The organism is Pseudomonas sp. P97.38, assembly GCF_001269745.1.
GTDB lineage: Bacteria > Pseudomonadota > Gammaproteobacteria > Pseudomonadales > Pseudomonadaceae > Aquipseudomonas > Aquipseudomonas chlororaphis_E.
The window spans coordinates 158,923-184,533 of the sequence record NZ_LHVJ01000025.1; the positions used below are offsets into that span (position 1 = coordinate 158,923).

A 25,611-nucleotide genomic window follows, 5' to 3' on the forward strand; every position below is an offset into this window, starting at 1 on the left:
CGGGCGGGTATACTGCGCGCTTTCGTGGCTCGCTCAACCGGCCCGACACGCACCTATTGTGGGGTTGCTGCGCAGCCCAGCGGGAGCAAGCTCCCTCGCCACGGATTGATGTCCCACCTCAAGTGAACACATTGACATGACTTCCCCGACACCGTCGCTCGCCGACGACCAGGCCGAGCGGCCTGACAGCGATGTTCCCAGCGCCGAGCGCGACAAGGCGGTGATCCCGGCCTTCAAATTTCCGTTCAAGCCCGGCGAGTTGGCCGCGGCCAAAGGGGCCGCGCAACAGCCGTGGTACAAGAACGGCGCGAAGAACGGCCACACCAAGACCCCGGGCGCCGCGCCTCCCGGCACGCGTCGCTCGATGGGCAAGCGCTGAGCCGCCTCTCTTGAGCACGGGCGGTTTCAGTTCACCGCCCGTGCGCCCGCCAGGCTGCCACTCAATTCATAGGCCGTGAGCTCGGCCTGGTGCGCCGCCAGGATTTCCGGCAACGAGCCGCGCAGGTATTCGACCCAGGTCTTGATCTTCGCGTCCAGGTATTGGCGTGAAGGGTAGATGGCGTAGAGGTTCAGTTCCTGGGAGCGGTAGTTGGGCATGACCCGCACCAGCGTGCCGTTACGCAGGCCTTCGATGGCGGCGTACACCGGCAACACCCCGATCCCCATGCCGCTGATGATCGCGGTTTTCATCGCGTCGGCAGAATTCACCAGGAACGGTGAGCTGTTGATGGTGACCATTTCCTGGCCTTCCGGGCCGTCGAACACCCATTTTTCCAGCGGAATGACCGGGCTGACCAGCCTCAGGCAGGCGTGGTTGAGCAGGTCGCTGGGCTTTTGTGGGCAGCCGCTGGCCTTCACGTAGGCCGGGGACGCGCAGACGATGCTGTAGGTGATCCCCAGGCGCTGGGAGACAAAACCCGAATCCGGCAGCTCGCTGGCGAGCACGATGGACACGTCGTAGCCCTCGTCGAGGATGTCCGGCACCCGGTTGGCCAGGGTCAGGTCGAACGTGACGTCCGGATGGGTCTTGCGGTAGCGGGCAATGGCGTCGATCACGAAATGCTGGCCGATACCGGTCATGGTGTGGACCTTCAACTGCCCGGCGGGGCGCGCGTGGGCATCGCTGGCCTCGGCTTCGGCTTCTTCCACATACGCCAGGATCTGCTCGCAACGCAGCAAGTAGCGCTTACCCGCCTCGGTCAGGGCAATCCGTCGGGTGGTGCGGTTGAGCAAGCGGGTTTGCAGGTGGGCTTCGAGGTTGGAAACCGCGCGCGAAACGTTGGCCGTGGTGGTGTCCAGTTGCGCGGCGGCAGCGGTGAAACTGCCAGCTTCGGCAACACAGCTGAACGCGCGCATGTTTTGCAAGGTGTCCATGGAGGGCTCTCTTGGGAGGTAGCAAATTGTGACATGAAGTTACAGCGCTACGGGACCCCGACGATGGGATTATCGCGTTAACGGTAACAAAGATTCGCAGAAAGGTCGGCTTATCGCCGGTGAGCCTCGTACCTAGAATTGCCTCCACTGTGGCTTGGGTCCGCCTGGAGTCTGGCGCGCATCCTGTGGGAGCGGACTTGCTCGCGAAAGCGGTTGGCCTGTAATCGATGATGTTGAACGTCAGTCCCTCTTCGCGGGCGAGCCCGCTCCCACAGGTTCTTGATTCTCTCTCCTAGGAATTTCGCAAGTGCCGCGTTGCATCAGCAGAGAGCTGAAGACTCTCAGTGTTTGGGTTCTGGCGTTCACCATCAGCGGTTGCATCGGTACGGGAGGGATTGCGCCGCAGGGCGAGGCCATGTCGGCCGATCAACTGGCCACCGATGCCGCCATTCGCGAAGCCGCCCGCGATGCCCACTGGCCCGAACGCCAGTGGTGGCAGGCTTATGGCGATCGGCAGTTGGATCGCTGGATCGACCTGGCCCTGCAAGGCAACCCGAGCCTGGCGATGGCCGCGGCCCGGGTTCGACAGGCCAAGGCCATGGCCGGTGTGGTCGAGGCCGCCGAGTCGCTGCAGGTCAACGGCGAAGCGACCCTCAAGCGTCACAACTGGCCCACCGATCAGTTCTACGGCCCTGGCGAGCTGGCCAATACCACCACCTGGGACAACAATGCCGCCCTGGGCTTGAGCTATGCCCTGGACCTGTGGGGCCGGGAGCGCAACGCCAGCGAGCGAGCGGTGGACCTGGCCCACGCCAGTGTGGCCGAGGCGCGGCAGGCGCAACTGGAACTGCAGAACAACATCGTGCACGCCTACATCCAGTTGTCCCTGCACTACGCCCAGCGGGATATCGTCGTCGCGACGCTGCACCAACATGAGCAGATTCTCGACTTGGCGCAAAAACGCCTGAAGGGCGGCATCGGCACTCATTTCGAGGTGAGCCAGGCCCAGGCGCCGTTGCCCGAGACTCACCGTCAACTCGACGCCATCGACGAAGCCATTGCCTTGAGTCGCAATCAATTGGCCGCGCTGGCGGGCAAGGGACCGGGGGCGGGGGCACAATTGCAGCGTCCGACGCTGGCCCTTGGCGCGCCCTTGAAACTGCCCTCGGCTCTGCCCGCCGACCTGCTCGGCCAGCGTCCGGATGTGGTGGCGGGGCGTTGGCAAGTGGCGGCCCAGGCCCGGGGCATCGACGTGGCCCACGCGGGGTTCTACCCCAATGTCGACCTGGTGGGCAGCCTGGGCTACATGGCCACCGGCGGCGGCATGCTGGAGTTTCTCACCGGCAAGAAGCTCACTTACAACGTCGGGCCGGCGATCTCGCTGCCGATTTTCGAGGGTGGGCGCCTGCGCGCGCAGTTGGGCGAGGCGGCCGCCGGCTATGACCTGGCCGTAGCGCATTACAACCAGACGCTGGTCAATGCGCTCAAGGGCATCTCCGACCAGCTGATCCGTCGCCAGTCCATGGACAAGCAACACGCCTTCGCCGCCGAGTCCGTGGCGGCCGCGCAACGCACCTACGACATCGCCCTGGTGGCGTTCCAGCGCGGGCTGACCGACTACCTCAACGTGCTCAACGCCCAGAGCCTGTTGTTCAAGCAGCAACAGGTGCAACAGCAGGTGGAGGCCGCGCGCCTGAGTGCCCACGCCGACCTGGTGACGGCGCTGGGCGGCGGGCTCGACGCCGGTAGTGATGTGCCCGCGAAATGAACTGGAACCGTACCGTGGCGAGGGCGCTTGCCACAGGGGCAGTGTTGTCCTTGGTTGAGTGCTGCCTATGACACCGCTATTTGCCTCCCTGCGCTGGCTCTACCGCCTCGAATGGCGCCGCGGCTTCTACGACTGGGCCCGCAGCGACGGGGTGACCTGGGTCTACATGTTCAAGGTCCTGCTGGCCGCCTTCCTCACGCTGTGGTTGGCGATGCGCCTGGAACTGCCACAGCCGCGCACGGCCATGATCACCGTGTTCATCGTCATGCAGCCGCAGAGTGGCCAGGTGTTCGCCAAGAGTTTCTACCGCTTTCTCGGCACCCTGGCAGGCTCGGCGGTGATGGTGGCGTTGATTGCCCTGTTCGCCCAGAACACCGAATTGTTTCTCGGCAGCCTGACGCTGTGGGTCGGTCTCTGCACGGCCGGCGCGGCGCGTTATCGCAACTTTCGTGCATACGGTTTCGTACTGGCCGGCTACACCGCTGCAATGATCGGCCTGCCTGCGCTGGCCCACCCGGAAGGGGCGTTCATGGCGGCGGTTTGGCGGGTGCTGGAGATTTCCCTGGGGATTCTCTGCGCCACCCTGGTCAGCGCCGCGATCCTGCCGCAGACCGCCAGTGCCGCCATGCGCAACGCCTTGTACCAGCGCTTCGGCGTGTTTGCCCTGTTCGTCACCGATGGCTTGCGCGGACGCAGCCGGCGGGAGGCATTCGAAGCCGGCAATGTGCGCTTCATCGCCGAAGCTGTCGGCCTGGAAAGCCTGCGCAGTGTGACCGTGTTCGAAGACCCGCACATGCGCCGCCGCAATGGCCGGCTCAGTCGCCTGAACAGCGAATTCATGGGCATCACCACCCGCTTCAACGCCTTGCACCAGTTGCTAGAACGCCTGCGTGGCAGCGCCGCCGATCACGTGGTCAATGCCATCAAGCCGGGCTTGCAGACGCTGGCGGAACGGCTGGACGGTTTCAGTGGCCGGCCGCTGACCGACACCGATGCGGGGCGGCTGGCGGTGGCGCTGGCCGAGTACAAGGCCGACCTGCCGGCGCAGGTGCGGCGGCTGCGGGCGCTGTTCCAGGAAACGGCACCGAGCGACGCCCAGCAGTTGGATTTCCATACGGCTTATGAACTGCTCTACCGCTTTGTCGACGACCTGCACGGTTATGCCCTGACCCACGCCTCCCTGGCCGACCACCGTCACGAACGTGAGCGCTGGGACGAGCCGTTCGTGCCCCAGACCAATGGCCTGGCGGCGGCCGCCTCGGGGTTTCGCGCCGCCTTCATCCTGCTGGTGCTGGGCAGCTATTGGGTGGCCACGGCCTGGCCGAGCGGCGCGACGATGACCATGATCGCCGCGGCCACCGTGGGCTTGTCGGCGGCGACGCCGAACCCCAAGCGCATGGCGTTCCAGATGGCTTGCGGCACTTTGCTTGGCGCGTTGATCGGTTTCGTCGAGATGTTCTTCGTGTTTCCTTTGATCGACGGTTTCCCGCTGCTCTGCGTGATGCTCGCGCCGGTCATCATGCTCGGGTCGTTTCTCAGTTCACGACCGCAGTACGCCGGCGTCGGGCTGGGGTTGCTGATCTTCTTCTGCACCGGCTCGGTGCCGGACAACCTGACCGTCTACAACCCCTACGCGTTCATCAACGATTACCTGGCGATGATCCTCGGCATGCTGGTGTGCGCGGCCGCCGGCGCGATCATCCTGCCGCCCAACAGCCGTTGGCTGTGGCGTCGGCTCGAACAGGACTTGCGCGAGCAAGTGGTGTTCGCCATCAGTGGCAAGCTCAAGGGCCTGGCCTCGGGGTTCGAAAGCCGTAGTCGGGACCTGCTGCACCAGGCCTATGGCTTGGCGGCGGGCCAGCCTGGGGTGCAGCGCGCCCTGCTGCGCTGGATGTTCGTGGTGCTGGAAATCGGCCACGCGATCATCGAGTTGCGCAAGGAGCAGGCGATCCTGCCGGTGCACCCGGCGTATGCCGAAAGCCAGCCGTGGCGCCAGGCCATTCGCGGGATGGGCAGGGCGTTGGTGCGGCTGTTCCGCCAGCCGGGCCGCAGCAACCTGGAGCGTGCCCTGGCGGCGGTCGATCACGCCATCGGGCGCGTGCAGGCCACTGACGAACCCTTCGCGCCGCACTTCGACACGTCCGCCCTGCGGCGGGTGAAAAGCTACCTGCATTTCATCCGCACCTCGCTGCTCGACCCGCAATCACCATTGGCGGCCTACGCACCGCCGCTGCGCCAGGAACCTGAACATGCCTCGTGAGATCGCCTTCCATGGCGTGTACATGCCCACCATGACCCTGATGTTCTTCATCGCCGCCGCCTTGGCCTGGGCCCTGGACCGTTTCCTGTCCGGGCTGGACCTGTACCGCTTCTTCTGGCACCCGGCGCTGCTGCGCCTGAGTCTGTTTACCTGTCTGTTCGGCGCGTTGGCGCTGACGGTCTACCGTTGAGATCGATGCGATGAAAAAGTTTTTCAGCCTGCTTGCGACGTTGCTGGTGCTGGCCCTGGCGCTGTGGATCGGCCGTGCGTTGTGGGAGCACTACATGAACACGCCCTGGACCCGCGATGGCCGGGTGCGGGCGGACGTCATCAACGTGGCCGCCGATGTCAGTGGTGAAGTGGTCGAGGTGGCGGTTCGCGATAACCAGCGGGTGAGCAAGGGTGACCTGCTGATGCGCATCGACCCCGAGCACTATCGCATCGCGGTCAAGCAGGCCCGCTCCCTGGTGGCCTCGCGCAAGGCCACTTGGGAAATGCGCAAGGTCAACGCCCATCGCCGTGCCGACCTCGACAGCCTGGTGATCTCCCGGGAAAACCGCGATGACGCCAGCAACATCGCCGATTCGGCCCTGGCCGATTACCAGCACGCCCAGGCGCAACTGGAGGCCGCCGAGTTGAACCTGACGCGCACCGAAGTCCGCGCGGCGGTGGACGGCTACGTGACCAACCTCAACGTCCACCGTGGCGACTATGCGCGCATCGGCGAGGCGAAAATGGCCGTGGTGGACATGAACTCGTTCTGGGTCTACGGCTTCTTCGAAGAGACCAAGTTGCCCAAGGTGCGGATCGGCGATCCGGCGCAACTGCAACTGATGAGCGGCGAGGTGCTCAAGGGGCACGTGGAAAGCATCTCCCGCGGCATCTACGACCGCGATAACCCGCAAAGCCGCGAGCTGATCGCCGACGTCAACCCGACCTTCAACTGGGTGCGCCTGGCCCAGCGGGTGCCGGTGCGCATCCACCTCGATGAAGTGCCCGAGGGCGTACTGCTGGCTGCGGGGATGACCTGCACCGTGGTGGTCGAAAACCAGGCCGAGCGGTGAATGTGGGAGCAGGGATTTGTGGCGTGCCACGAAATCTGTGGGAGCGAGCTTGCTCGCGAAGGCGGTGGGTCAGCTGGCATTGACGGTGGCTGTGCTGACGCTTTCGCGGGCAAGCCCGCTCCCACAATAGAGCCGGGGCTGAGGCCAAATCTGCGCCCGAACCACAATCCTCCTGTGGGAGCGAGCTTGCTCGCGAAAGCGGTGGTTCAGTTGGCATTGACGGTGGCTGTGCTGACGCTTTCGCGGGCAAGCCCGCTCCCACAAGAGAACCGGGGTTGAGGCCAAATTTGCGCCCAAACCACAATCCTCCTGTGGGAGCGAGCTTGCTCGCGAAGGCGGTGGGTCAGCTGGCATTGACGGTGGCTGTGCTGACGCTTTCGCGGGCAAGCCCGCTCCCACAATAGAATAGAGCCGGGGCTGGGGCCAAATCTGCGCCCGAACCACACTCTCTTGTGGAAGTGGCCGGGAGGTTTGCGGCCGTCGCGGTCCCCGTGGCGAGGGAGCTTGCTCCCGCTGGGTGGCGCAGCCGCCCCAAAAAATGCCCGGCGTTAAAGCGAGCCCCCCAGGCCAAACCGCTTCCTCAAGCCCTTCTCCAGCAACCCCTTGGGCAGCAAGCCCGCCATCAAGGGCAAGGCCCGGCTGCCGTTGCCCAGGCGCAGCAGGCGGGGTGGCTTGGGTTGTTGGGCGGCCTTGAGCAGTCCGGCGGCGAATTCGTCGGCTGGGGTCGGGTTGTCCTGGGAAGCCCTGGCCCTGGCGCGGATGCCGTCGCGCAGGGGCCACCAGGGTGATTGTTCGGTGAGCAACTGTTCGGCTTCGTGGCCGGCGTTCTTGGCGAAGCTGGAGGCGATGGCGCCGGGCTGGACTTCCATGACCCGGATGCCGAACGGCGCCAGCTCCATGCGCAAGGCATCGCTCAACGCATGCACGGCGGCCTTGGAGGCGCAGTAGGCGCCGGCGAACGGCGTGACCAGCACCCCGGAAACGCTACCGATGTTCACCACCAACCCCCTGGCCCGACGCAGTACCGGAAACAGCGCGCGCGTCACGCCGACGATGGCGAACACATTGGTCTCGAACTGGCGCTGCATGGCTGGTACGCCACCGTCGAGCAACGGGCCCATGGCGCCATAGCCGGCGTTGTTGATCAGCACATCGAGGCCGCCGTGCTGCTGGTTGATCCGCTCGCTCAACTGCTCCAGCGCCGCGCCATCATTCACGTCCAACTGAACAGCGGTAAACCCGGCGGCGCTCAGCGCCGCCACATCCTCAGCTTTACGTGCACTGGCCCAGACCTGATACCCGGCGGTCTTGAAGGCATCCGCCAGGGCGCGGCCGATGCCGCTGGAACATCCGGTGATCAACGCGACAGGCATGGTGCATTCCTTGTGCAAGAAAGTGGAGGCGTGGAATCAGTTGGAGAAACTACCGTGCAATCGCTCGGCGCGAAACTCCAGGCTCTGCGCACGATAGCCCGGACGCAGTGGCGGCAGCGGCAGGCAGTCCTGCCAGCTGGCGCCCGGTTGCAGTTCGCCGGGGCCACGATAGCGCGGTGCATCGTAGGGATTGTCGGCCAGGTTGAGGGTATCGCCGGGCGCGTAGGCTGCGACCCGCCAGTACAGCTCGGTCAACGGCACGTCATTACCGTTGTTCAGGTGCAGCGACAGTGGACGGTCGGCGGGGCAGCGCTCGGGCGCATAGGTGATGCGCAGCTCCAGGCGATCGAGCTGGCGGTTCTCGCGGTTTTCCTGCCAGAGCACCCACGCCGCCACCAGGCCCAGCCCGACGAACGCGGCCAGGGACACCGGCAACGCCTTGGCCGGGTAGCGCAGCAACAGGATGAGCCAGGTGATGACCAGCAAGACGCCGATAAGCATGGTGGAAGCCTCCGATACCGTCGTCACATCCTACCGAACGCAACGGCGGTGGCGAAGCGCTGATGCGTGTCAGGACCGCAATGCAAAAAAAAGCCCCCACCCAGGCCACTGCGGATAGGGGACGCAGTGGCCTGGATGGGGACTTTTTGTCTTGCCCGGTGTTATTGCGCGATGGTTTTCACCGATACGCCACGTTCGACCGGAGTGGAACGCCCGTAGATGTCCTCGAAGCGCTCGATGTCGTCTTCGCCCAGGTAGCTACCGGACTGCACTTCGATGATTTCCAGCGGGATCTTGCCCGGGTTGCGCAGGCGGTGGACCGACGCGATCGGGATGTAGGTCGACTGGTTCTCGCAGAGCAGGAACACGTTCTCGTCGCAGGTCACTTCGGCGGTGCCGCTGACCACGATCCAGTGTTCGGCACGGTGGTGGTGCATCTGCAGCGACAGGCACGCGCCCGGCTTGACCGAGATGTGCTTGACCTGGAAGCGGCCACCCATGTCCACCGAGTCATACGAGCCCCACGGACGATACACTTCGCAGTGGTTCTGGGTTTCGGTACGACCCTGGGCATTGAGGGTGTTGACCATCTTCTTGACGTCCTGGACCTTGTCCTTGTGGGCAATCATCATGGCGTCCTTGGTCTCGACCACCACGATGTTCTCCAGGCCGATCACCGACACCAGCTTGCCGTTGCCGTGGATCATGCAGTTGCGGCTGTCCTGGACCACCACGTCGCCCTTGGTGACGTTGCCGTCGGCATCCTTGGGATTGACTTCCCACAGCGACGCCCAGCAGCCGACATCGCTCCAGCCCGCCGACAGCGGCACCACGCAGGCGCGCTGGGTTTTTTCCATCACCGCGTAGTCGATGGAATTGTCCGGGCAGCAGGCGAAGGTGGCTTCGTCGAAGGTGATGGTGTCCGCGGTCTGCTCGCTGCGCTCAAGGGTCAGCAGGCAGGTGTCGTAGATGTCCGGATCGTGCTTTTTCAGCTCTTCCAGGAAACGGCTGGCGCGGAACAGGAACATGCCGCTGTTCCAGAAGTAGCCGCCGGCCTCGACGAACTCGGTGGCGCGCTTGACGTCGGGTTTTTCGACGAAGTGCGACACGCGGCTAACGCCTTCAGGCAGCAGCGCGTCGTTGGTCGACTTGATGTAGCCATAACCGGTTTCCGGTTTGGTGGCGGGTACGCCGAACAGCACCATTTCGCCTCGCTCGGCGGCCACGGTGGCCAGGGCCAGGGCGCGTTGCAGGGCCTTCTGGTCATCGATCACGTGGTCGGCCGGCAGCACCAGCATCAGCTCGTCGCGGCCTTCGTTGACCAGCATCATCGCGGTCAGCGCCACGGCCGGGGCGGTGTTGCGCCCGAACGGCTCCATCAGGATGCGCTGGGCTTCCAGGTTGCGGCCTGCCAGTTGCTCGTTGACGATGAAACGGTGGTCTTTGTTGCAGACCACGATCGGCGTGTCCATCCCTTCGAACACCAGGCGCTCGAGGGTTTGCTGGAACAGGGTGTGTTCGCCGGTCAGGGCCAGGAACTGTTTAGGGAATTGCTTGCGCGAAAGCGGCCAAAGACGTGAGCCGCTACCACCTGACAAGATCACCGGAATCATGTGTGTTACTCCTTTGAAGCGTAATGGTTATAGAGCTACTGCGTTCTGTCGTTTCACTCTTGTTTTTATTCCGTGCCCGACTGACGCCTCGATCAGGGTGGGAGCGGGCTTGCTCGCGAAGGCGACAGATCAGTCGACATTGATGTTGAATGTCAGACCGCTTTCGCGAGCAAGCCCGCTCCCACAGGGGCTAAGGCGTCAGTCGAGCGAATTCATCAGCGGGTCGACACTGGGCGTTTCACCCATACCGGCGACAGGCTGCTGCCGGAACCGGTGACGTAGAGCACGGCGGCTTCGCCACGCTCCAGGGCCACAGGCTTGAGGTCGCCGACTTTCTTGTCGCCTTCGAACAGCGCCAGGCTTACTTTCACCGGGTTGATTTCACGCTCGCCACGGCCCTTGGCTGCTACGTTCGGGACCACTTCGGTCTTGCCGTCGGCGGTCTTGAGGGTCAGAGCCTTGTCGCTGAGGTTCTGCACGCGCACCAGGGATTTCTGCTTGTTCTTGAACGGTGGTTCTTCGATCAGCTGAGGCTGGCCGCTGGCGTTGTTGACCAGGGTGTAATAGTGATCGGGAGCCAGTTTGACCGGGACGGTCTGGCTGCCGACCTTGGCGCTGTAGTCGCCGCCAGGCATGAAGCTGAAGTCGCTGCTGGCCAGTGGGGCCACGTCGTTGAGGTTGGTGCTGCCGACGGTGGCGCTGACTTCGGCGTTGCTGGCGTTGTAGATGCGCACGAAGCTCGAGCCTTTTGGCGCGACTGGGCCGTACAGGGCCGAGTCACCGGCAAAGGCGGAGAGCGAGAGGGCGCTCATGCTGGCTACGAGGGCGACAGCCTTGAAGGAGCGAGCGGCGAGACGGCGAGGAGTAGTGTTGAAAGTCATGGTGGACCTCTCTTTCAGTTTTGCGCCCGGTCGGGCGTCTCGGATGGGGTGTTGGCGGCTACGTTCTGTTGACGCGCGCCGGCTTGCTTGAGCTCTGCGACCCACTGCGGGTCGGCGTCGCCGATTTCGTTGTTCACAGGCAGGTAACGTTCAGGAAACTCCCAGATCAGCACCTGTGGCGGGCTGTTCTTGAAGGCGTCGCTCTTGAGGTAGCTGAGCATCGGCAGAATCGGGCCGTGGCCGTCTTCGGCGTAGTTCACGACATCGCTGTGCAGGGCTTGCTTGAGGGCACCGACGAAGTTCCAGTTGGGGTTGGCGCTGTAGCTGGTGCCGATCAGGGCCACGGGCACCTGGGCATCGGCGAACAGCGCGTCGCCTTCGGCCGGCTGGTCGTCGGCTTCGCGGGTGTTGCGTTTGACCAGCGGCTCCTGGGCTGGCATCAGGTTCTCGAACAATGGATCGAGTGGCAGGAACTGGCGCAGGTCGCCCTTGTGGGTGATTTTTTCCGCAGGCTCGGTGACGAAACGCTGTGGCTGGCCTTCCAGCGGCGTGCGTTCGGCAATCGCCTTGGCGATGTGCTCGGCCGCGACCTGGGCACCTTCAGGGGTCCAGTGGGTGTCGGTGCGCAGGAACACTTGCTGGCCGCTTTGCTTGGCCTGTTGCAGGGGGCCGAGCAGGTCGGGGGCGAGGATCTTGTCAGCCGCCACGCGGCTGTGGAAATCCTGGTAGAGGTTGGTGTGAATGCTCGAAGGCTTCACTTCACCCAGGTGCTCGGGGTACAGCCGCGCCTTGGCCGGCACGATCGCCATGACCAGGGTCACGCCTTGTTCCTTGAGCTTCTGGCGCACGCCTTCGACCAGCGAGTAGTTGCCTTGCAGGTTCAGCTCTTCGTTGACGATCGGGTTGAACTCTTCGTCGCTGTACAGCCACTGGTCGCGGCCCAGGACCACGCCCTTGCGGCCTTCGTTGAACAGCTTGTAGTCCAGCGCGGCCCAGATGTTGGTGCCCAGGCGCTTGATCGGGAACTCGTCGTCGTAGTGCGTTTCCACGGCCTTGGCCCAGCGACCGTTGAGCACGGTCGCGTCCGGGTTGGTGTTGAAGCCGAAGAAGCTGCGCATTGACCAGAGACCCAGGGCCGTCAGGATCACCATGAACAGCGTGACGTAGAAGATGCGTAATGAGCGGGTCATGTTCAGATCCCTCAGAACTGGAAGTAAAGGAACGGCGAGAAGCTTTGCGCCGAGAGTTTGAGAATCGAGGCGATGAACAGCAGCAGTACCAGGGCGCGCATCACGTAGCGCGACCAGTCCACGGTCCAGTAGGCCGGTTGCACCTGGGCTTCGACACCAACGGTGTAGCCGGGTTCGTGGATAGCCGACGGGTTGTCGCCTGGCACGGCCTTGATCAGGCCCGGTTGGGCGGTGGCCGGACCGTTGGCCTCGGTGTTCACCTCAGGCTTGGCCTTGACCGGCGGACGGTTGGTGTAGAAGTCGCGCAGGCCGAAGAAGGCGAGGGTGACGTAGGCCACCACCAGCGTGGCGATCTGCAGGCCGGTGAGGTTGGCGCGGGTCAGTTCCGACAGCGACCAGTCACCGAAGCTGAACATGGCGCCGTACATGCGACCGGCCACGTGCAGGTTCTCGGCACGGAAAATCACCCAGCCCATGACCACCAGCAGGAAGGTCAATGCCCAGCGGATTGGGTTGATGGTGCGTGGGGTGGTGTTGATGCCCACCGCCTTCTCGATGGCCAGCCAGATGCCGTGCCAGGCGCCCCAGATCACGTAGGTGATGTTCGCACCGTGCCACAGGCCACCGAGCAGCATGGTCAGGAACAGGTTGCGGTAGGTCATCAACGTGCCTTTGCGGTTACCGCCCAGGGTGATGTAGAGGTAGTCGCGCAGCCAGGTGGAGAGGCTGATGTGCCAGCGGCGCCAGAACTCGGTGATCGATTGGCTGATGTAGGGCTGCTTGAAGTTTTCCATGAAGCGGAAACCCATCATCAGGCCCAGGCCGATGGCCATGTCGCTGTAGCCGGAGAAGTCGAAGTACAACTGCGCGGTGTAGGCCAGCGCACCGAGCCAGGCGTCGCCGGTGGTCGGGTTCTGCAGGGCGAAGCAATGGTCGGCCACCACCGCCAGGGTGTCGGCGATGAACACTTTCTTGATGAAGCCCTGCATGAAGCGCGTGCAGCCTTCGGAGAACTTGTCCAGGGTGTGGGTGCGGTTGTTGAACTGGTCGGCCAGGTCGCGAAAGCGCAACACGGGGCCGGCGATCAGGTGCGGGAAAATCGCCACGAACGCCGCGAAGTCGATCAGGTTGCGGGTGGCCGGGGTGTCACCGCGATAGACGTCGATGATGTAGCTGATGGACTCGAAGATGTAGAACGAGATCCCGATCGGCAACAGCACGTGGGTCAGGATGAACGGCTCCAGACCGAAGCTGGTCATGATCGCGTTGAGGCTGTCCACGCCGAAGTTGGCGTATTTGAAGTAGCCCAGGATGCACAAGTCCACTGCCACGCCGAGCAACAGCCAGCGCTGGGCCGGTTTGGTCCGCACGCCGGCGGCGCCGACCTTCAGGCCGATCCAGTAGTTCCACAGGGTGACGGCGGCGAACAAGGCCAGGAAGTCCACCCGCCACCAGGCATAGAACACATAGCTGGCAATCAGCAGCAGCAGGTTGCGATAGCGTTGCCCGCTCAAGTAATACAGGCCGAGAAAGATCGGCAAGAACAGGAACAGGAACACATTGGATGAAAATACCATCCCGATCTCTCCATGTTGAATCAACAGTCAAGGGCCAGAGCCCCCCCAAACCCCCCCATGAAAACCGGGGGGTTTCATCACTTCAAAACACACCACATTCCCTGTGGGAGCGGGCTTGCTCGCGAAAGCGGTAGATCAGTCGACATCATTGGTGGATGTCAGACCGCATTCGCGAGCAAGCCCGCTCCCACAGGGATCCATGCTTACGAGCCTTTGCCTTTTTCGTTGGCCGGGTCATACACCTTGGTCAAGTCCCCGCCGAGGCGGAATGTCTTGAACGGTTGCATTTCATGCTTGCGTTCCAGCACATCCTCGGGGCAGCTGTAGAGGCTGCAGAACGGTTCGAGCCAGGCGAATTTCGAATCGACCTTCAAATCCTTCATGTCCTGCTCTTCGCCGTTCTTCTCTTCGAAGATCTCCGGGTCCTTCACCCCGGCCAGCACCCGGTCACCCAATCGCTTGAGGGCACCGTTGTTTTCCTGGCGCAGGTCGACACCGTTGACCTGGGCGAAACTGGCGATCATCGCCAGCGGCGGCAGGGCATAGTTGTGATACGACAAGGCCCGTTGCTTGCGCTTGAGTTCGTTGGGCAGGTAACCGTCGGCGTCGACCTGGTTGACCCCGACCTTGTATTCCTTGACGGCCCAGTCGAACAGGTCGCGGCGGTTGGTTGCCACGGAGGTGGCCATCACCGACCAGGCGGCCCAGTACGAGTGGTTGTTGGTCTTGTCCAAAGGCAGGTTGTCCCAGTCGCTGACCACCTGGTCGGCCATCTTGCTGAACCAGCTTTCGATCAGTTGCGCTTGTTCCTGATGGTTGGCCAGTGGCCGCGACTCGGAGAACTTCAAGCGCACATAGGCCGAGGCCATGCTGCCCAGGGCCCATTTGCGCATGGACTTGCCGGTGTGGTTGAAGTCCTTGGACATCAGCGCATCGGCCTTGGCCCAGGTGGTCAGCCAGTTCAGGGTGCATTCCAATTGTTCCGGGCGACCGTCACGCATGAATTGCATCACCTGCTTGCTGACGCCGCGCTCGATCTTGGTGATGTCGGCGGTGCTGTCGCGAAAGGCTTTTTCCGATTGCACGTTCAGGGTCGCGCGGGCCTTGTCGGAGCCCTCGTACTTGCTGCGAAATTGCAGGGAACCGGTGTAGGGCGTCGGGGTGGCATCGCAGCCTTGGGAGGCTTCGCCCACCTTGACCTTCTCGATCGGTGCGAAGTAGCCCTGTGGCGGGCGCAGCGGGGCCGCCGCCTGCGTGGCCCCGGCGAACATCGCCAGGGTCAGTAGGGACGGTGCCAGCAGTGTTTTCAACGTTCGGGTATGCGTGGTTCTGGTCATGAGACGAGACCTCATTGTCCGATCTGAGCCGTTTGTTCGGCTTGCACAGATGCGTTGCGTTTGCAGACTTTCGCTTCCACCTGCAGAGGGGCTGCACCGGCTTCAGGCCCCTGGACTTCCAGGGCCAGCAGGTTTTGGGAAGCCCAGTCTTCGTCGGTGCGCAGTTGGAAGGCGAAACGCCCGTCGGTTTCGGAGGTATCCGGTTTTTCGATCTTGATATCCTCGTGGCGCCCATTCATGTACCAGAGGGTGGCTTGCAAGGTTTTCACCGAGGTATCGGCGAAGCGGATGTCGATCTGGTGACTGCTGTTACGCAGGTCCATATTCTTGCTATTGACCATCAATTCGTTCTTGCCCGGCTTGAGGGCGGTCTTGCTGCTCATCAGCGCCGGCTTGCCTTCACAGCCGTTGTTGTCCAGCAACGCCATCATCTGGCGGTAGATGGTTTCCTGGTCCAGGCGATACAGCGGCGAGAACTCCCAGATGAGGATCTTCGGCGGGTTCTTCTGGAACTCTTCGCTGCCCAGGTACTGGATCATGGCACCCTCGAAACCGCCGCCGGGGAAGGCCACGTTGAGGATGTCGGCGCCGATGGCTTCTTCCAGGAAACCGGCGAAGTTGTAGTTCTTGCCGCTGTGGCTGGTGCCCACGAGGGTGATCTGCGGGTTGCCGGAATCGCCGAACAGGTCGCCGTCACCGGCCTCGCCCTTCGGCTCGGTGGTGAACTGGTCCATGTACTGGATGGCATAGCTGGTGCCGCACAGTTGGCCGGCCATGTTGTGCAGGGTGCCGGTCTTGCCCATGCGGCCGGACTTCTTGGTCTCGAATTCACGCTTGGGAATGTCGGCGAAGGCCGGGAGCTGCTTGACCTTCTCGGCAACGATCTTGGCCGTGCGTTGGGCACCGTAAGGCGTCCAGTGTTGGTCGCCACGGAAGTAGAAGTCGTGGGCCGGGAGGGTTTCAGGCAGGTTTTCGTTGGTCAGCGGCGACAGGTCCGGCACCACGTAACCCATCTGGGCGAAGCGGCCCAGCATGGTCTTGTAGTTGGTCAGGGCCTTGTCGAAATCGAAACTGGCCTTCTCCTGGGGGTTGAGCTTGTTGCGGTTCACCAGGCCACGGGTCGGCTGGTAGACCAGCACCAGTTCGACACCCTTGGCCTTGAACGCGTCATGCAGTTGTTGCAGGCGCTTGTAGCCGGCCGGGGTGGTGTTGAACTCGGTACGCAGGTCTTCCTGGGTCCGGAACAGCCAGTCGCCCTGGGCCTGGACCAGCGTGGTGAAGTTCTGCTGGTAGCGCGTGGTGTAGTTCTTCGCATCGTGGGCCGCAGGGCACAGGTTGCAGCAAGGCTCGGCCGTGAAGGTCGGTGCCTGGATTTCATCGGCGCGCGCGCCCGAGGTGGCGGCGAGAATGCCGGCAGTCAGGGCGGACAGGCCCAGAAGCTTGATCATCTGTGGGTTCATAAAGGTCATCCTCAGTCCCGCAATTCGGTCTGGCTTTCGACAGGGTCGATCAGCACGGCTTTCTGCTGGCGCACCAGCAGGTCGAGAATTTCATCCTGGCGTTCACCCAGGATTCCCGTGAAGCTGATGCCGCTGGATTTGGTCGGCGCGAGCATGGACACGCGGTACAGCTCCACGCTCAAGGGCGAGTCGATGGACAGTGGGCCGCTGCCGTTGGCAGCCAGTTCACCACCCACCACGATCAGCGAGACCTCGGCGTCGAACGGGTCGAGCTTGATGTCGCGGTCGGTGTCGGACAGGTCCTTGATGTGGCCGTAGATCCCGGTCAGGCCGTTGGCCATGGACACGTTTTCGTAGAGGCGGATGTTCACGCTGTTACGAATCCGGATGCCGTGACGCTGGTTGCTGATCACCTTGTTGTCCCACAACAGGTTGTCGGCACTCTCGTAGAGGGTGATGCCGTCGGTGTGGTTCTTGTAGATCTCGTTGTAGGCAATGATGTTGTTGACGCTGTTACGGTCGATCACCAGGCCCGAGAGCTTGTTGTCGTAGCTGCGGTTGTTGAAGATGAAGCTGTCGTTGACCTCACGGGAAATGATGATCCCGTGCTTCTTCTTCGTCCCGTAGACCGTGTTGTCGGCGATGATCAGCCGATGGGAACGGTCGTGGGGGTCGATGCCGTAGACGATGTTGTCTTTGTAGGTGTTGCTCTTGACCACGAAGTCGCGGGTCTCGTAGCAGTAGAAGCCGTACCACATGTCCGAGAACTCGGAACCGATGATCCAGCCGGTCGGTTCCGGACGCTTGAGGACCTTGGCCATGTTCGGCGTGTACTGGGAAATACTCACCCCGTACGATTTACTGTTGGAGTAACCGAAGCTGGCCATCTTGGTGTTGACGATGTAGGTCTCGGTGCCGCCCCAGGACAGCAGGAACGGACGGAATTCCTTGGGCGAGCGGAACGTGGCGGGGCCGTTGTCCTTTTCACGCCAGCCGGTGACCTTGGTGTCGCGGATGAACATCTGGCCATCGTTGACCAGGAACGAGCCGCCCTCCTGGGACAGGCGCAGTTCCTGGGTCTGTTTGTCGATTTCCAGGATGCCCTTCTGGCCGACCACGATCGGGATCTTCGCCAGGTAGACACCGGGCGAGGTCTCGATGATGTACTTGGGCACCTTCTTGGCAACGTCCTTGAGGTTCATGTAGCCGTCGTCGAGGAAGATGGCCTGGGGGATGCCGTGCTGGCGCACCACCCACTCGGCCATCTTGTTGTCGCCGCCGATGAAGTCCTTCAAGGCGTTTTCCTGCATCATCCGGCGCACGCTGACCTTGCCGGTCTTGGTCCGCACGATCTTGGCCGCGGCCGCTTCGGCGGTGAAGCCCTTGAGGTCGGGCAAGGTCGGCTTGGCCAGTTCCAGCGGCGCGGTCGGCGCGCTGTTGACGGTGTAGGTCTTGGCGCGTTGCAGTTCCTTGACCACGTTGCCTGGCTTGACCGCCGGTTCAACGTTGGCGAACGCCGGCGAGCCGGCCAGCAGCATCGCTGCGACCAACAGGCTGATCGAACCTTTCATCGCCTGGCTGTTCCTGAGGTAGCGGTTCATTTCGGGCACTCCCATGGCCATTTGCATCAGAAGCGCCAGATCACGTCGACAAAGGCGCGATGCATGTACGAATCGACCTCTTTGCCGTAGGCATCGCCTGGCTTGAACACACCGCCACGGAAGCGCACCAGCGCCGATGGCTCATCGATGGACTGGCTCAACGCAGCAGGCAACAGGCCTTGCTTGAAGTACTTGGTGACGACGAGGTCGACTTCCTGGCCCAGGTCCTTGTCGCCGTCACGCAACGGCAGGGTCGAGGTGGACAGGATGGCGCCGGTGACGTCGTCGGTGTTGTTCTGCACGGCATTGATGCCGTTGCTGCCCACCGGCTTGTTGCCGTCTACGCGCCAGAACTTGTGGTACACCAGGCTGGCGTCGTATTCGTCGCGCAACTGCCAGGAACCGAACAGGCTGGCGCTCTGGGTGTTGGCCATTTCGCCGCGGAACGCTTCGCCGAAACGGTGGACCCGCGAGCGCGTGCCGGTGAAGTTCGAGCGGTTGCTCTGCAGGCCGTTCTGTTCGTAGTCCTCGCTGGCGCGGGCATAGGCCGCACCGACTTGCCATTGCGGGTCGAGGCGCAGGCGGATACCCAGGTCGGTGGCCCAGCCGTCGACGTCATCGCTGCGCTTGGCTTGCGCCGGGCGCGTGCCGTCGGCATTGAGCGCATTGACGGTGTCGCGGTCGCCGGTCATGCCGGTGATGCTGGCCCAGTAGTTGACGGTGTTGGTGTTGCGCCAGTTGTAGGCGTCGCTGTTGGCTTCCAGGCCCAACCAGGTCAAGTCGCCGTTCTGGGTCTTGTCCAGGGTGTCGGTAGGCTCGCCCGGGGTCGGGTAGTCGAGGCTGCCGTTGTCATGGGTGTGGTGGGCACGGATCCCGGCCCACTGGCCTGGCATCCACTGGTAGCCGACGTCGCCATAGACGTGCAGGCGATCCTTGTCCTTGGGCGACAGTTCCTTGAGGTCGGTGCGGTACTCGCTGAAGCGTTCGGCAACGCCGAGGTTGGCCCGCAGCAACGTGGTGTCGAAGGTCCAGTTCAGGGCCTCGATGTTGGTGTCGCGCCATTGGCCGTCGTCGTTACGCAGGCGCTGGCGACCGAACTTCAATTGCTCGCCCGGGTACGGGGTCAGGCCGCTGTAGCCAATCCAGAATTCACGCATTGCCAGGTAGCTTTTCTTGGCTTCGCGGTCGCCGCTGTCGGTCTGTTCGGTGGCGCCGTCGGATTGTTGCAGGGTGTCCGTCTCGATGATGTCGGTGGAGGTCACGGCCTGAGCCATGGCGTAGGCGCTCCAGTTACCGCTTTCACCGTAGACCCAAGGGCGCAGGTCCAGGCCGATACCGTTGACGTCGCCACCGCTCTGGGTACCGAGGTCGCGGTCGTCTTCGGACTGGCCGGTGATCTTCACTTCCAGGCCGAAGTTCTTGGTTTCAGTCAGGGCGGCCAGCGTCGGGCAGGACCAGAGCAGGGCGCATGTCAGGCCAATACCGGCCTGCACAAAAGGATTGAGCTTCAAAGGCTTCATAGTTGTTCCTCGCCGTCATCTTCTTTTAGGGCTTGCAGTTCCAGCGTATCGGGGCTCATGGCGCCCCGAATGGCCTGCTCCTGTTTTAGCAGGCGCTGGGCTTGTGCAAGTTGCTGCGGCGGTAATTGGGCTTCGAGGGTCTGGGCAAGTTCGATGGCTTGCGGGGTGTTCTGTACCTTGGCCAACTGGCTGAATACGTAGGCGTTGACCGGGTTGGGCTTGGTGCCCTTGCCCTGGGAGAACAACTGGGCAATGGCGAAATCGGCACTGTTCTGGCCGTTGCGGGCGGCCTTGAGCAGATGGTCCAGGGCTTTTTGCGAGTACACCTGGCCCAGGTAGCCACGGCGATAGATCTGGCCGAGGTAGTAATCGGCGGCCACTTCGCGGCCCACGGCTTTCTGGAAATGTGCCTCGGCGGCCTTGGCATCGGCCGGGACCCACTTGCCTTCGTAGTACAGTTTGCCCAGCAACAGCTCGGCACGCGGCTGGTCGGCGGCGCGGCCGTTTTCCAGGTACTGCATCATCTTGTCGACGTCGCCCAGTTCAGGGAAATCGTAGAGCAGCTGCGCCAGGCTGACCCAGGCAGCGGGGTAGCCGGGGGCGATGCCTTCGAGCAGCGACTGGGCGGTTTTTTCGTCGGTTTTGCCCAGGCTGGCATCGGCCAGGACCCGGGCAACACTGTCCACGCGCTGGGCGGATACGACGCCGCGGGCGTGACCGGCCTGCATCTGCTTGATCAACTCGGCCTGCTGTTCCGGCTGGCCGCGTTTCTGATAGACCGTGGCCAGTTCGACGTAGCAGATGTCGGTGGTGGCCAGCGCGGCCTTGCAGACTTTCTCGACTTCGTCCAGGTGCTGGTCGTAGGTGCCCTGGGTGCGGTAGAGCAGGATCTGCGCCAGGCCCGCTTCCGGGTAGCCGGCGCTGCGCCATTGGCTGATCTGCTGCTGGGCGTTGACGTTCGGGAAGCTGTGAGGGTATTGCAGGTACAGCATCGCCAGCGGGATCAGGGTGTTGCCTTCACCGTTGGCGAAGGCTTTTTTCAACAGGCCTTCGGCTTCGTGCTTTTCGGCTTCGGTGGAGCCGGGTTTGGCCACCAGCAGGCGACCCAGGCGCGCCTGGGCCCGTGGCGAGATGTCGGCGGCGGCGCGGTAGGTCGCCTCGGCTTTTCTCATCTGCTCCGGATCACGGCTGTCCACCTGAATATCGGCCAGGCCGACCTGGGCTTCGCTGTAGCCCAGGTCTGCCAGTTGCTGGTAGTTCTGCTGCGCCAGCGCCGTGTCGCCGCGCTTGAGCGCTTCGTTGGCCAGGCGTTGATCGGGCAGGCCGGCGCAGCCGGCCAGGCTGATTGCCAAGGCCAGTGCGCAGTACCCCGATCGAATGTGGGAGCGAGCTTGCTCGCGATGCAGGCCGCTCGATACATCAGACACACTGCGCTGTTCCCATCGCGAGCAAGCTCGCTCCCACAGGGAATGCAGTGCGTTGTTGTTTTGTGGAGTGGTCACGGGCATATCCTCGACTTAGATACCGACAGCCATGGCTTTGTCGATCAGCCAGTTCAGGCTCGGGCCACGGTCGCTGTGGACTTCCACAGGACGGCCGGCCAGCGAGCTGTCCAGCGGCTCGTCAGGCTTGATCAGCACGCGGATGTCGGAGGAGAGGTCTTCACTTTTCAGGCTGGTGCTGCTGACGATCTTGCCGGTGCGGGTGGTGTCTTCGCCGGCCACCTGGAAGTTGACCGAAGTGCCTGGGCGCACGTCGCCGAACTGGCGATACGAGAAGCGTGCCTCGACGTTGGCTTCGGTGCCGCGTGGCACCAGTTGGAAGATCACGTCGCCCTTGCTGGCGTACTGACCGTTGGCGACCAGTTGCTGGGCCACGATGCAGTCGCATGGCGAAGTCAGGGTGCCGGTCATTTGCTTGCCGAACAGTTCCTCGACCTTGGCCGGTTGCAGCTGGTTGTCGTCCAGGTGACCCTTGAGCACGTCGAGCATGCTGGTGCTGAAGGTCGCCAGCGGGGCGCCCTTGGCGGCCACGCCGTCAGCCTTGACCAGGCTCTGCACGGTGCCGTCGCGCGGCATGGTGATGGCCATTCCGGGTACGTTCACCAGGCCCGCCTGGGCGTGGCTGACGAAGTACATGCCGTACACCGACTTGAAGATGAAGCCGAACGCGGCCAGGCCGACGACGAAGATCCCGAGGCTGAAGGTCACTGCGCGCAGGCGACCGAAAGCGCTCATGCCGCCGCTTTCGTCTTTCTGCTTGCGTGCCTTGGTGAAGTTGTCGCGCTGCAAGGTCGCCAGCACGTCGCCGACGCCGACGATGTCGCCGGCCAGGTGCGAGGTGATGATGTGACGCAGCGTGGCGATGTCCCGTGGCTCCAGGTTCTGGAACTGGCAACCGGTACGGCCGGTCTGGCGGTCGAAGGAGCGGATCTGCAATTCCACGTCCATGGCCAGGCCAAGGTTGTCGATCACGAACTGCAGGCGGGCCTTGTAGGTTTCACCCACCTTGAGCGGCATCTGGCCGGCGTTGAAGCAAAGGCCGCCAGCGGACAGGTCCAGGACCTTGACTTCCATTGGCGTGCGGTCGGGGCCGAAGAAACGCAGCTTGGCCGGGATTTTCACTCGGGCGTGCTGGCGCTGGGCTTCGGATTCATGCACTACGTTGACGTTCACGGCGGTGTTCATAGGGGCGATTTCCTAGTTAATTCATTCAAGTCCGGTCAGACCATCGTCAGCAGCACAGCGACAAAAATGCTGCCGGCGGAGAAGGTCATGGTCCGAGACGACCAAGTGTTGAACCAACGTTGAAAGCTGGCGAGATCACGGGTCAGTGAGGTGGGCTGGCGGGTCCAGGACTGCTGGTCAAGGCGGAAGAACACATAGATCTTCACCAACGCGCCGACGATCTGGTTGTAATAGAGAATCGCCGGGTAGGCAGGGCCGATCCGGTGACCGGAGCACGACAACAGCAGCGTCAGGATCAGGCGGGTGATGCCGATCCACAGCAGGTACACCAGGATGAACGCGGTGCCGTACTTGAAGCTGGCGATCAGCGCCACGGTCAGGCCCAGCAGCGAGGTCCACATCGACACGCGCTGGTCGAACAGCACCACCGAGGTGAACAGGCCCAGGCGGCGCATGCCCAAGCCCAGGGCCCGGGAGTTCTGCCGCAGGTTGTTGCCGTACCAGCGGAACATCAGCTTGCGACTGGCCTTGATGAAGCTTTTTTCCGGCGGGTGTTCAACGGTGTTGATCGCCGCATCAGGCACGTAGAAGGTGTCGTAGCCCAGGCGCATCAGGCTGAACCAGCTCGACTTGTCGTCGCCGGTCAGGAACTTGAAGCGGCCCAGGCGCCAGTGTTGCAGCGAGTCGCTCTCGACGTCGGCGATGAAGTCGGGGTTGGTCACTACCGTGGCGCGGAACACCGACATACGACCGGTCATGGTCAGCACGCGCTTGGACAGGGCCATGGAGCACATGTTGATGTGACGCTGGGCGAAACGCAGCTTGTGCCACTCGGCCATGATGTAGCCGCCGCGCACTTCGCAGAACTCGTTGGTGGTCAGGCCGCCGACGTTGCCGAACAGCTGGAACCAAGGGACGGTCTTGCGCACGACGCCTTCGGCGAGCACGGTGTCGCCATCGATCACGGCGACCACCGCGCGGTCGTCCGGCAGGTGGCGGGAGATGGCGCGGAAGCCGTAGGCCAGGCCGTCGCGCTTACCGGTGCCGGGGATGCGCACGAAGTCCAGCTTGACCCGCTCTGGCGGGTTCATGCGGGCCCAGAGGCTCTTGACCAGCAGCTCGTCGGACATTTCCACGATGGAGCAGACCACGGTGGTAGGCAGCCCGCAGTCGATGGCTTCGCGAATCACCGAGCCATACACCTGGGCGGTGGTCAGCGCATCGATCCGGAAGCTGGTGACCATCAGGTACACGTGGGATGGATCGGCGGCCTTGCCCAGTTTGCGAACCTTGCGGCGCAGATGCGGGTAGACGATGTACAGGAAGATCATGCCGCGCACGAAATGCGTTGCGCCCATGGAGTAACGCCAGATGCCCACGGCGCCGATCAGGAAGATGAAGTCCTTGGATTCGGAGTCGAACGTGGACGTGGGCAACGCCAAGGCGATACCCATCAATAAACTCAAGTAAAACAGCCAACCGGCGGCCTGAAGCAGGCCGTGCTTTAGCCTGTGCATAATCTGCATCCGTCTCTATCTCGGGCGGGCCTCGTGGGCGGCCCGATGGGTTAAGGCAGGCGAAAGGCCGGCCGGGATGTGCCCCGGCCGGCAAACAGACTTACCAGCAGATGCCTTCGGTCCGGCCACTCGGCGTGGTGGCCTTGGACATGAAGCCGACCAGGTCGATGACCTGCTTGCCTTCCGGTACGTTCTCGGTCAGCGCGCGGAACTTCTCGTCACGGTTGCCCAGGATGATGATGTCGGAGCTGTCGATGACCGAGTCGAAGTCGGAGTTGAGCAAGGACGAGACGTGAGGGATCTTCGACTCGATGTAGTCCTTGTTCGCGCCGTGGACGCGGGCGTATTCGACGTTGCTGTCGTAGATGCGCAGGTCGTAGCCCTTGCCGATCAGCATTTCCGCCAGCTCGACCAGCGGGCTTTCGCGCAGGTCGTCGGTGCCGGCCTTGAAGCTCAGGCCCAGCAGGGCGACTTTGCGTTTCTCGTGGCTGGAAACGATGTCGAAGGCGTTTTGCACCTGGGACTCGTTACTGCGCATCAGCGAGTTGAGCAATGGCGCTTCCACGTCCAGGGAGCTGGCGCGGTAGGTCAGGGCGCGAACGTCCTTGGGCAGGCAAGAGCCACCGAAGGCGAAGCCTGGGCGCATGTAGTACTGGGACAGGTTCAGGGTCTTGTCCTGGCAGACCACGTCCATCACTTCACGGCCATCGACGCCGACTGCCTTGGCGATGTTGCCGATCTCGTTGGCGAAGGTCACCTTGGTGGCGTGCCAGACGTTGCAGGTGTACTTGATCATCTCGGCGACGGCGATGTCCTTGCGGATGATCGGCGCATCGAGTTCTTCGTAGAGCGATTGCAGGACGTCGCCAGAGGCTTTGTCGAACTCACCGATCACGGTCATCGGTGGCAGGTCGTAGTCCTTGATCGCGGTGCTTTCGCGCAGGAATTCAGGGTTGACCGCGACGCCGAAGTCGACGCCGGCTTTCTTGCCGGAGCAGTCTTCCAGGATCGGGATGACAACGTTTGCGACCGTGCCCGGCAGTACGGTGCTGCGGACCACGACGGTGTGGCGGGTGGTCTTGTCACGCAGCACGAAACCGATCTCGCGGCACACGGCCTCGATGTAGTTCAGTTCCAGGTCGCCGTTCTTTTTGCTCGGAGTACCGACGCAAATCATCGACAGGTCAGTATCGCGAATCGCTTCGGCGAAGTTGGTAGTACCGCGCAGTCGACCTGTTTCAATACCTTGGGCCAACAGTTCGCCAAGACCAGGTTCAACAATCGGCGATTTGCCCGCGTTGATCATGTCGATCTTGTCTTTGGCGACATCTACGCCAACTACGTCATGGCCCCGTGCAGACAGGCAACCGGCACATACTGCACCGACGTAACCCAAACCAAATATGCTAATGCGCATCGCATTTACCTCTGTTTTTCACGCCAATAAATGGCCGGAGTTAATAGTGTTCAGCGGTCATCGTGCACTCGGAAGTGTGGAGTGCAGGCGCCACAATGCCGTTGTGCAGGCATACTAAGTTCCGAGTGTCTAAATAATTGCACTCAAGTTGTGCGCAAAGCGGCCTTGTTGTTATGACCTGCCCTGTTATGCAGCCAGTCCTCGTCGTCGGGAACGCTCGTGCAAAGGTGTTTCACTTCTGATCTCTGGCGAAAAGCCCACAAAATCAAAAACTTCCGTGCTCGGGTGAGCACAATGTAGGGGCGCAGCCTTGGCCTTTTTGGGGATAGTAATGTTGCGTTATCTCCCATCCTTTAAGGGTGGATCCAATTAGGCGACCGTTTCGCTAAGTTGCCGTGACAACTTGGTTACTCCGTCCGACGTCTTCTGTAAGTTATCTCCTACACGCTCGGCGATAATCGTTACCGGTGG

Annotated in this window: 20 protein-coding genes; 5 read left to right on the forward strand and 15 right to left on the reverse strand. The window is 62.7% G+C overall.

Annotation, left to right across the window (positions count from 1 at the left end; all coding sequences use genetic code 11):
• Nucleotides 1-136 precede the first annotated feature (136 nt).
• Nucleotides 137-379, forward strand: coding sequence for a hypothetical protein (locus tag AD664_RS20950; RefSeq protein ID WP_042731882.1), 243 nt, complete (start codon nucleotides 137-139; stop codon nucleotides 377-379).
• A 26-nt stretch (nucleotides 380-405) separates the two neighbouring features.
• Here AD664_RS20950 and AD664_RS20955 read toward each other — a convergent pair whose 3' ends face one another.
• Nucleotides 406-1,374, reverse strand: coding sequence for a LysR family transcriptional regulator (locus AD664_RS20955; RefSeq protein ID WP_042731881.1), 969 nt, complete (start codon nucleotides 1,372-1,374; stop codon nucleotides 406-408).
• A gap of 307 nt (nucleotides 1,375-1,681) precedes the next feature.
• Here AD664_RS20955 and AD664_RS20960 point away from each other — a divergent pair, with 307 nt between their 5' ends.
• The 4 genes from AD664_RS20960 (at nucleotide 1,682) to AD664_RS20975 (ending at nucleotide 6,466) form a co-directional block, all read left to right on the forward strand.
• A complete protein-coding gene (locus AD664_RS20960) occupies nucleotides 1,682-3,142 on the forward strand; it encodes an efflux transporter outer membrane subunit (protein ID WP_053149317.1) in 1,461 nt (486 codons plus the stop codon).
• A gap of 67 nt (nucleotides 3,143-3,209) precedes the next feature.
• On the forward strand, nucleotides 3,210-5,402 hold the full coding sequence (locus AD664_RS20965; protein WP_053149320.1) for an FUSC family protein: 2,193 nt from the start codon (nucleotides 3,210-3,212) through the stop codon (nucleotides 5,400-5,402).
• Nucleotides 5,392-5,592, forward strand: a complete 201-nt coding sequence (locus AD664_RS20970; RefSeq protein ID WP_024617598.1) for a DUF1656 domain-containing protein — start codon at nucleotides 5,392-5,394, stop codon at nucleotides 5,590-5,592. The genes AD664_RS20965 and AD664_RS20970 overlap by 11 nt, the downstream gene beginning before the upstream one ends.
• Nucleotides 5,593-5,602: 10 nt before the next feature.
• Nucleotides 5,603-6,466, forward strand: coding sequence for an HlyD family secretion protein (locus AD664_RS20975; protein ID WP_053149323.1), 864 nt, complete (start codon nucleotides 5,603-5,605; stop codon nucleotides 6,464-6,466).
• A gap of 548 nt (nucleotides 6,467-7,014) precedes the next feature.
• On the opposite strand, the gene AD664_RS20980 is transcribed toward AD664_RS20975, so the two are convergent.
• From AD664_RS20980 to AD664_RS21045, 14 genes are all read right to left on the reverse strand, one after another.
• The gene (locus tag AD664_RS20980) at nucleotides 7,015-7,839 is read right to left on the reverse strand and encodes an SDR family oxidoreductase (protein ID WP_053149326.1); all 825 of its coding nucleotides are present in this window, start codon (nucleotides 7,837-7,839) and stop codon (nucleotides 7,015-7,017) included.
• A 36-nt stretch (nucleotides 7,840-7,875) separates the two neighbouring features.
• Nucleotides 7,876-8,340 (reverse strand): hypothetical protein, encoded by a 465-nt coding sequence (locus AD664_RS20985; RefSeq protein ID WP_053149329.1) that lies wholly within the window; start codon nucleotides 8,338-8,340, stop codon nucleotides 7,876-7,878.
• A 161-nt stretch (nucleotides 8,341-8,501) separates the two neighbouring features.
• Nucleotides 8,502-9,953 carry a mannose-1-phosphate guanylyltransferase/mannose-6-phosphate isomerase gene (locus AD664_RS20990; RefSeq protein WP_042729904.1) on the reverse strand — a complete coding sequence of 484 codons (1,452 nt, stop codon included), beginning with the start codon at nucleotides 9,951-9,953 and terminating at the stop codon, nucleotides 8,502-8,504.
• A 215-nt stretch (nucleotides 9,954-10,168) separates the two neighbouring features.
• On the reverse strand, nucleotides 10,169-10,834 hold the full coding sequence (locus AD664_RS20995) for an alginate O-acetyltransferase AlgF (RefSeq protein WP_042729903.1): 666 nt from the start codon (nucleotides 10,832-10,834) through the stop codon (nucleotides 10,169-10,171).
• A 14-nt stretch (nucleotides 10,835-10,848) separates the two neighbouring features.
• Nucleotides 10,849-12,024 (reverse strand): alginate O-acetyltransferase, encoded by a 1,176-nt coding sequence (locus AD664_RS21000; RefSeq protein ID WP_053149332.1) that lies wholly within the window; start codon nucleotides 12,022-12,024, stop codon nucleotides 10,849-10,851.
• An 11-nt stretch (nucleotides 12,025-12,035) separates the two neighbouring features.
• Nucleotides 12,036-13,601, reverse strand: coding sequence for an MBOAT family protein (locus AD664_RS21005; RefSeq protein WP_042729901.1), 1,566 nt, complete (start codon nucleotides 13,599-13,601; stop codon nucleotides 12,036-12,038).
• A 203-nt stretch (nucleotides 13,602-13,804) separates the two neighbouring features.
• The gene (locus AD664_RS21010; protein ID WP_053149334.1) at nucleotides 13,805-14,938 is read right to left on the reverse strand and encodes a mannuronate-specific alginate lyase; all 1,134 of its coding nucleotides are present in this window, start codon (nucleotides 14,936-14,938) and stop codon (nucleotides 13,805-13,807) included.
• A gap of 11 nt (nucleotides 14,939-14,949) precedes the next feature.
• Entirely contained in the window at nucleotides 14,950-16,398 is a 1,449-nt protein-coding gene (locus AD664_RS21015) for an alginate O-acetyltransferase (RefSeq protein ID WP_042729899.1), read from the reverse strand.
• Nucleotides 16,399-16,409: 11 nt separating this feature from the next.
• Nucleotides 16,410-17,999 carry a mannuronan 5-epimerase AlgG gene (algG, locus tag AD664_RS21020; RefSeq protein ID WP_042729908.1) on the reverse strand — a complete coding sequence of 530 codons (1,590 nt, stop codon included), beginning with the start codon at nucleotides 17,997-17,999 and terminating at the stop codon, nucleotides 16,410-16,412.
• Nucleotides 18,000-18,025: 26 nt separating this feature from the next.
• Nucleotides 18,026-19,510 (reverse strand): alginate export family protein, encoded by a 1,485-nt coding sequence (locus tag AD664_RS21025; protein ID WP_042729907.1) that lies wholly within the window; start codon nucleotides 19,508-19,510, stop codon nucleotides 18,026-18,028.
• A 5-nt stretch (nucleotides 19,511-19,515) separates the two neighbouring features.
• Nucleotides 19,516-21,027 carry an alginate biosynthesis TPR repeat lipoprotein AlgK gene (gene algK, locus AD664_RS21030; RefSeq protein ID WP_157061586.1) on the reverse strand — a complete coding sequence of 504 codons (1,512 nt, stop codon included), beginning with the start codon at nucleotides 21,025-21,027 and terminating at the stop codon, nucleotides 19,516-19,518.
• A gap of 9 nt (nucleotides 21,028-21,036) precedes the next feature.
• The gene (locus tag AD664_RS21035) at nucleotides 21,037-22,206 is read right to left on the reverse strand and encodes an alginate biosynthesis protein Alg44 (protein WP_053149337.1); all 1,170 of its coding nucleotides are present in this window, start codon (nucleotides 22,204-22,206) and stop codon (nucleotides 21,037-21,039) included.
• A 35-nt stretch (nucleotides 22,207-22,241) separates the two neighbouring features.
• Nucleotides 22,242-23,723, reverse strand: a complete 1,482-nt coding sequence (gene alg8, locus AD664_RS21040) for a mannuronan synthase (RefSeq protein WP_371260974.1) — start codon at nucleotides 23,721-23,723, stop codon at nucleotides 22,242-22,244.
• 100 nt (nucleotides 23,724-23,823) lie between these two features.
• Nucleotides 23,824-25,140, reverse strand: coding sequence for a nucleotide sugar dehydrogenase (locus AD664_RS21045; RefSeq protein WP_042729895.1), 1,317 nt, complete (start codon nucleotides 25,138-25,140; stop codon nucleotides 23,824-23,826).
• Nucleotides 25,141-25,611 lie beyond the last annotated feature (471 nt).

Excerpts from the sequence above, each read along its gene's own strand:
- AD664_RS20950 (WP_042731882.1), top strand. The coding sequence starts at position 137 with ATGACTTCCCCGACACCGTCGCTCGCCGACGACCAGGCCGAGCGGCCT.
- AD664_RS20955 (WP_042731881.1), bottom strand. The coding sequence starts at position 1,374 with ATGGACACCTTGCAAAACATGCGCGCGTTCAGCTGTGTTGCCGAAGCT.
- AD664_RS20965 (WP_053149320.1), top strand. The coding sequence starts at position 3,210 with ATGACACCGCTATTTGCCTCCCTGCGCTGGCTCTACCGCCTCGAATGG.
- AD664_RS20970 (WP_024617598.1), top strand. The coding sequence starts at position 5,392 with ATGCCTCGTGAGATCGCCTTCCATGGCGTGTACATGCCCACCATGACC.
- AD664_RS20975 (WP_053149323.1), top strand. The coding sequence starts at position 5,603 with ATGAAAAAGTTTTTCAGCCTGCTTGCGACGTTGCTGGTGCTGGCCCTG.
- AD664_RS20980 (WP_053149326.1), bottom strand. The coding sequence starts at position 7,839 with ATGCCTGTCGCGTTGATCACCGGATGTTCCAGCGGCATCGGCCGCGCC.
- AD664_RS20985 (WP_053149329.1), bottom strand. The coding sequence starts at position 8,340 with ATGCTTATCGGCGTCTTGCTGGTCATCACCTGGCTCATCCTGTTGCTG.
- AD664_RS20990 (WP_042729904.1), bottom strand. The coding sequence starts at position 9,953 with ATGATTCCGGTGATCTTGTCAGGTGGTAGCGGCTCACGTCTTTGGCCG.
- AD664_RS20995 (WP_042729903.1), bottom strand. The coding sequence starts at position 10,834 with ATGACTTTCAACACTACTCCTCGCCGTCTCGCCGCTCGCTCCTTCAAG.
- AD664_RS21000 (WP_053149332.1), bottom strand. The coding sequence starts at position 12,024 with ATGACCCGCTCATTACGCATCTTCTACGTCACGCTGTTCATGGTGATC.
- AD664_RS21005 (WP_042729901.1), bottom strand. The coding sequence starts at position 13,601 with ATGGTATTTTCATCCAATGTGTTCCTGTTCCTGTTCTTGCCGATCTTT.
- AD664_RS21010 (WP_053149334.1), bottom strand. The coding sequence starts at position 14,938 with ATGACCAGAACCACGCATACCCGAACGTTGAAAACACTGCTGGCACCG.
- AD664_RS21015 (WP_042729899.1), bottom strand. The coding sequence starts at position 16,398 with ATGAACCCACAGATGATCAAGCTTCTGGGCCTGTCCGCCCTGACTGCC.
- algG (WP_042729908.1), bottom strand. The coding sequence starts at position 17,999 with ATGAACCGCTACCTCAGGAACAGCCAGGCGATGAAAGGTTCGATCAGC.
- algK (WP_157061586.1), bottom strand. The coding sequence starts at position 21,027 with ATGCCCGTGACCACTCCACAAAACAACAACGCACTGCATTCCCTGTGG.
- AD664_RS21035 (WP_053149337.1), bottom strand. The coding sequence starts at position 22,206 with ATGAACACCGCCGTGAACGTCAACGTAGTGCATGAATCCGAAGCCCAG.
- alg8 (WP_371260974.1), bottom strand. The coding sequence starts at position 23,723 with ATGCACAGGCTAAAGCACGGCCTGCTTCAGGCCGCCGGTTGGCTGTTT.
- AD664_RS21045 (WP_042729895.1), bottom strand. The coding sequence starts at position 25,140 with ATGCGCATTAGCATATTTGGTTTGGGTTACGTCGGTGCAGTATGTGCC.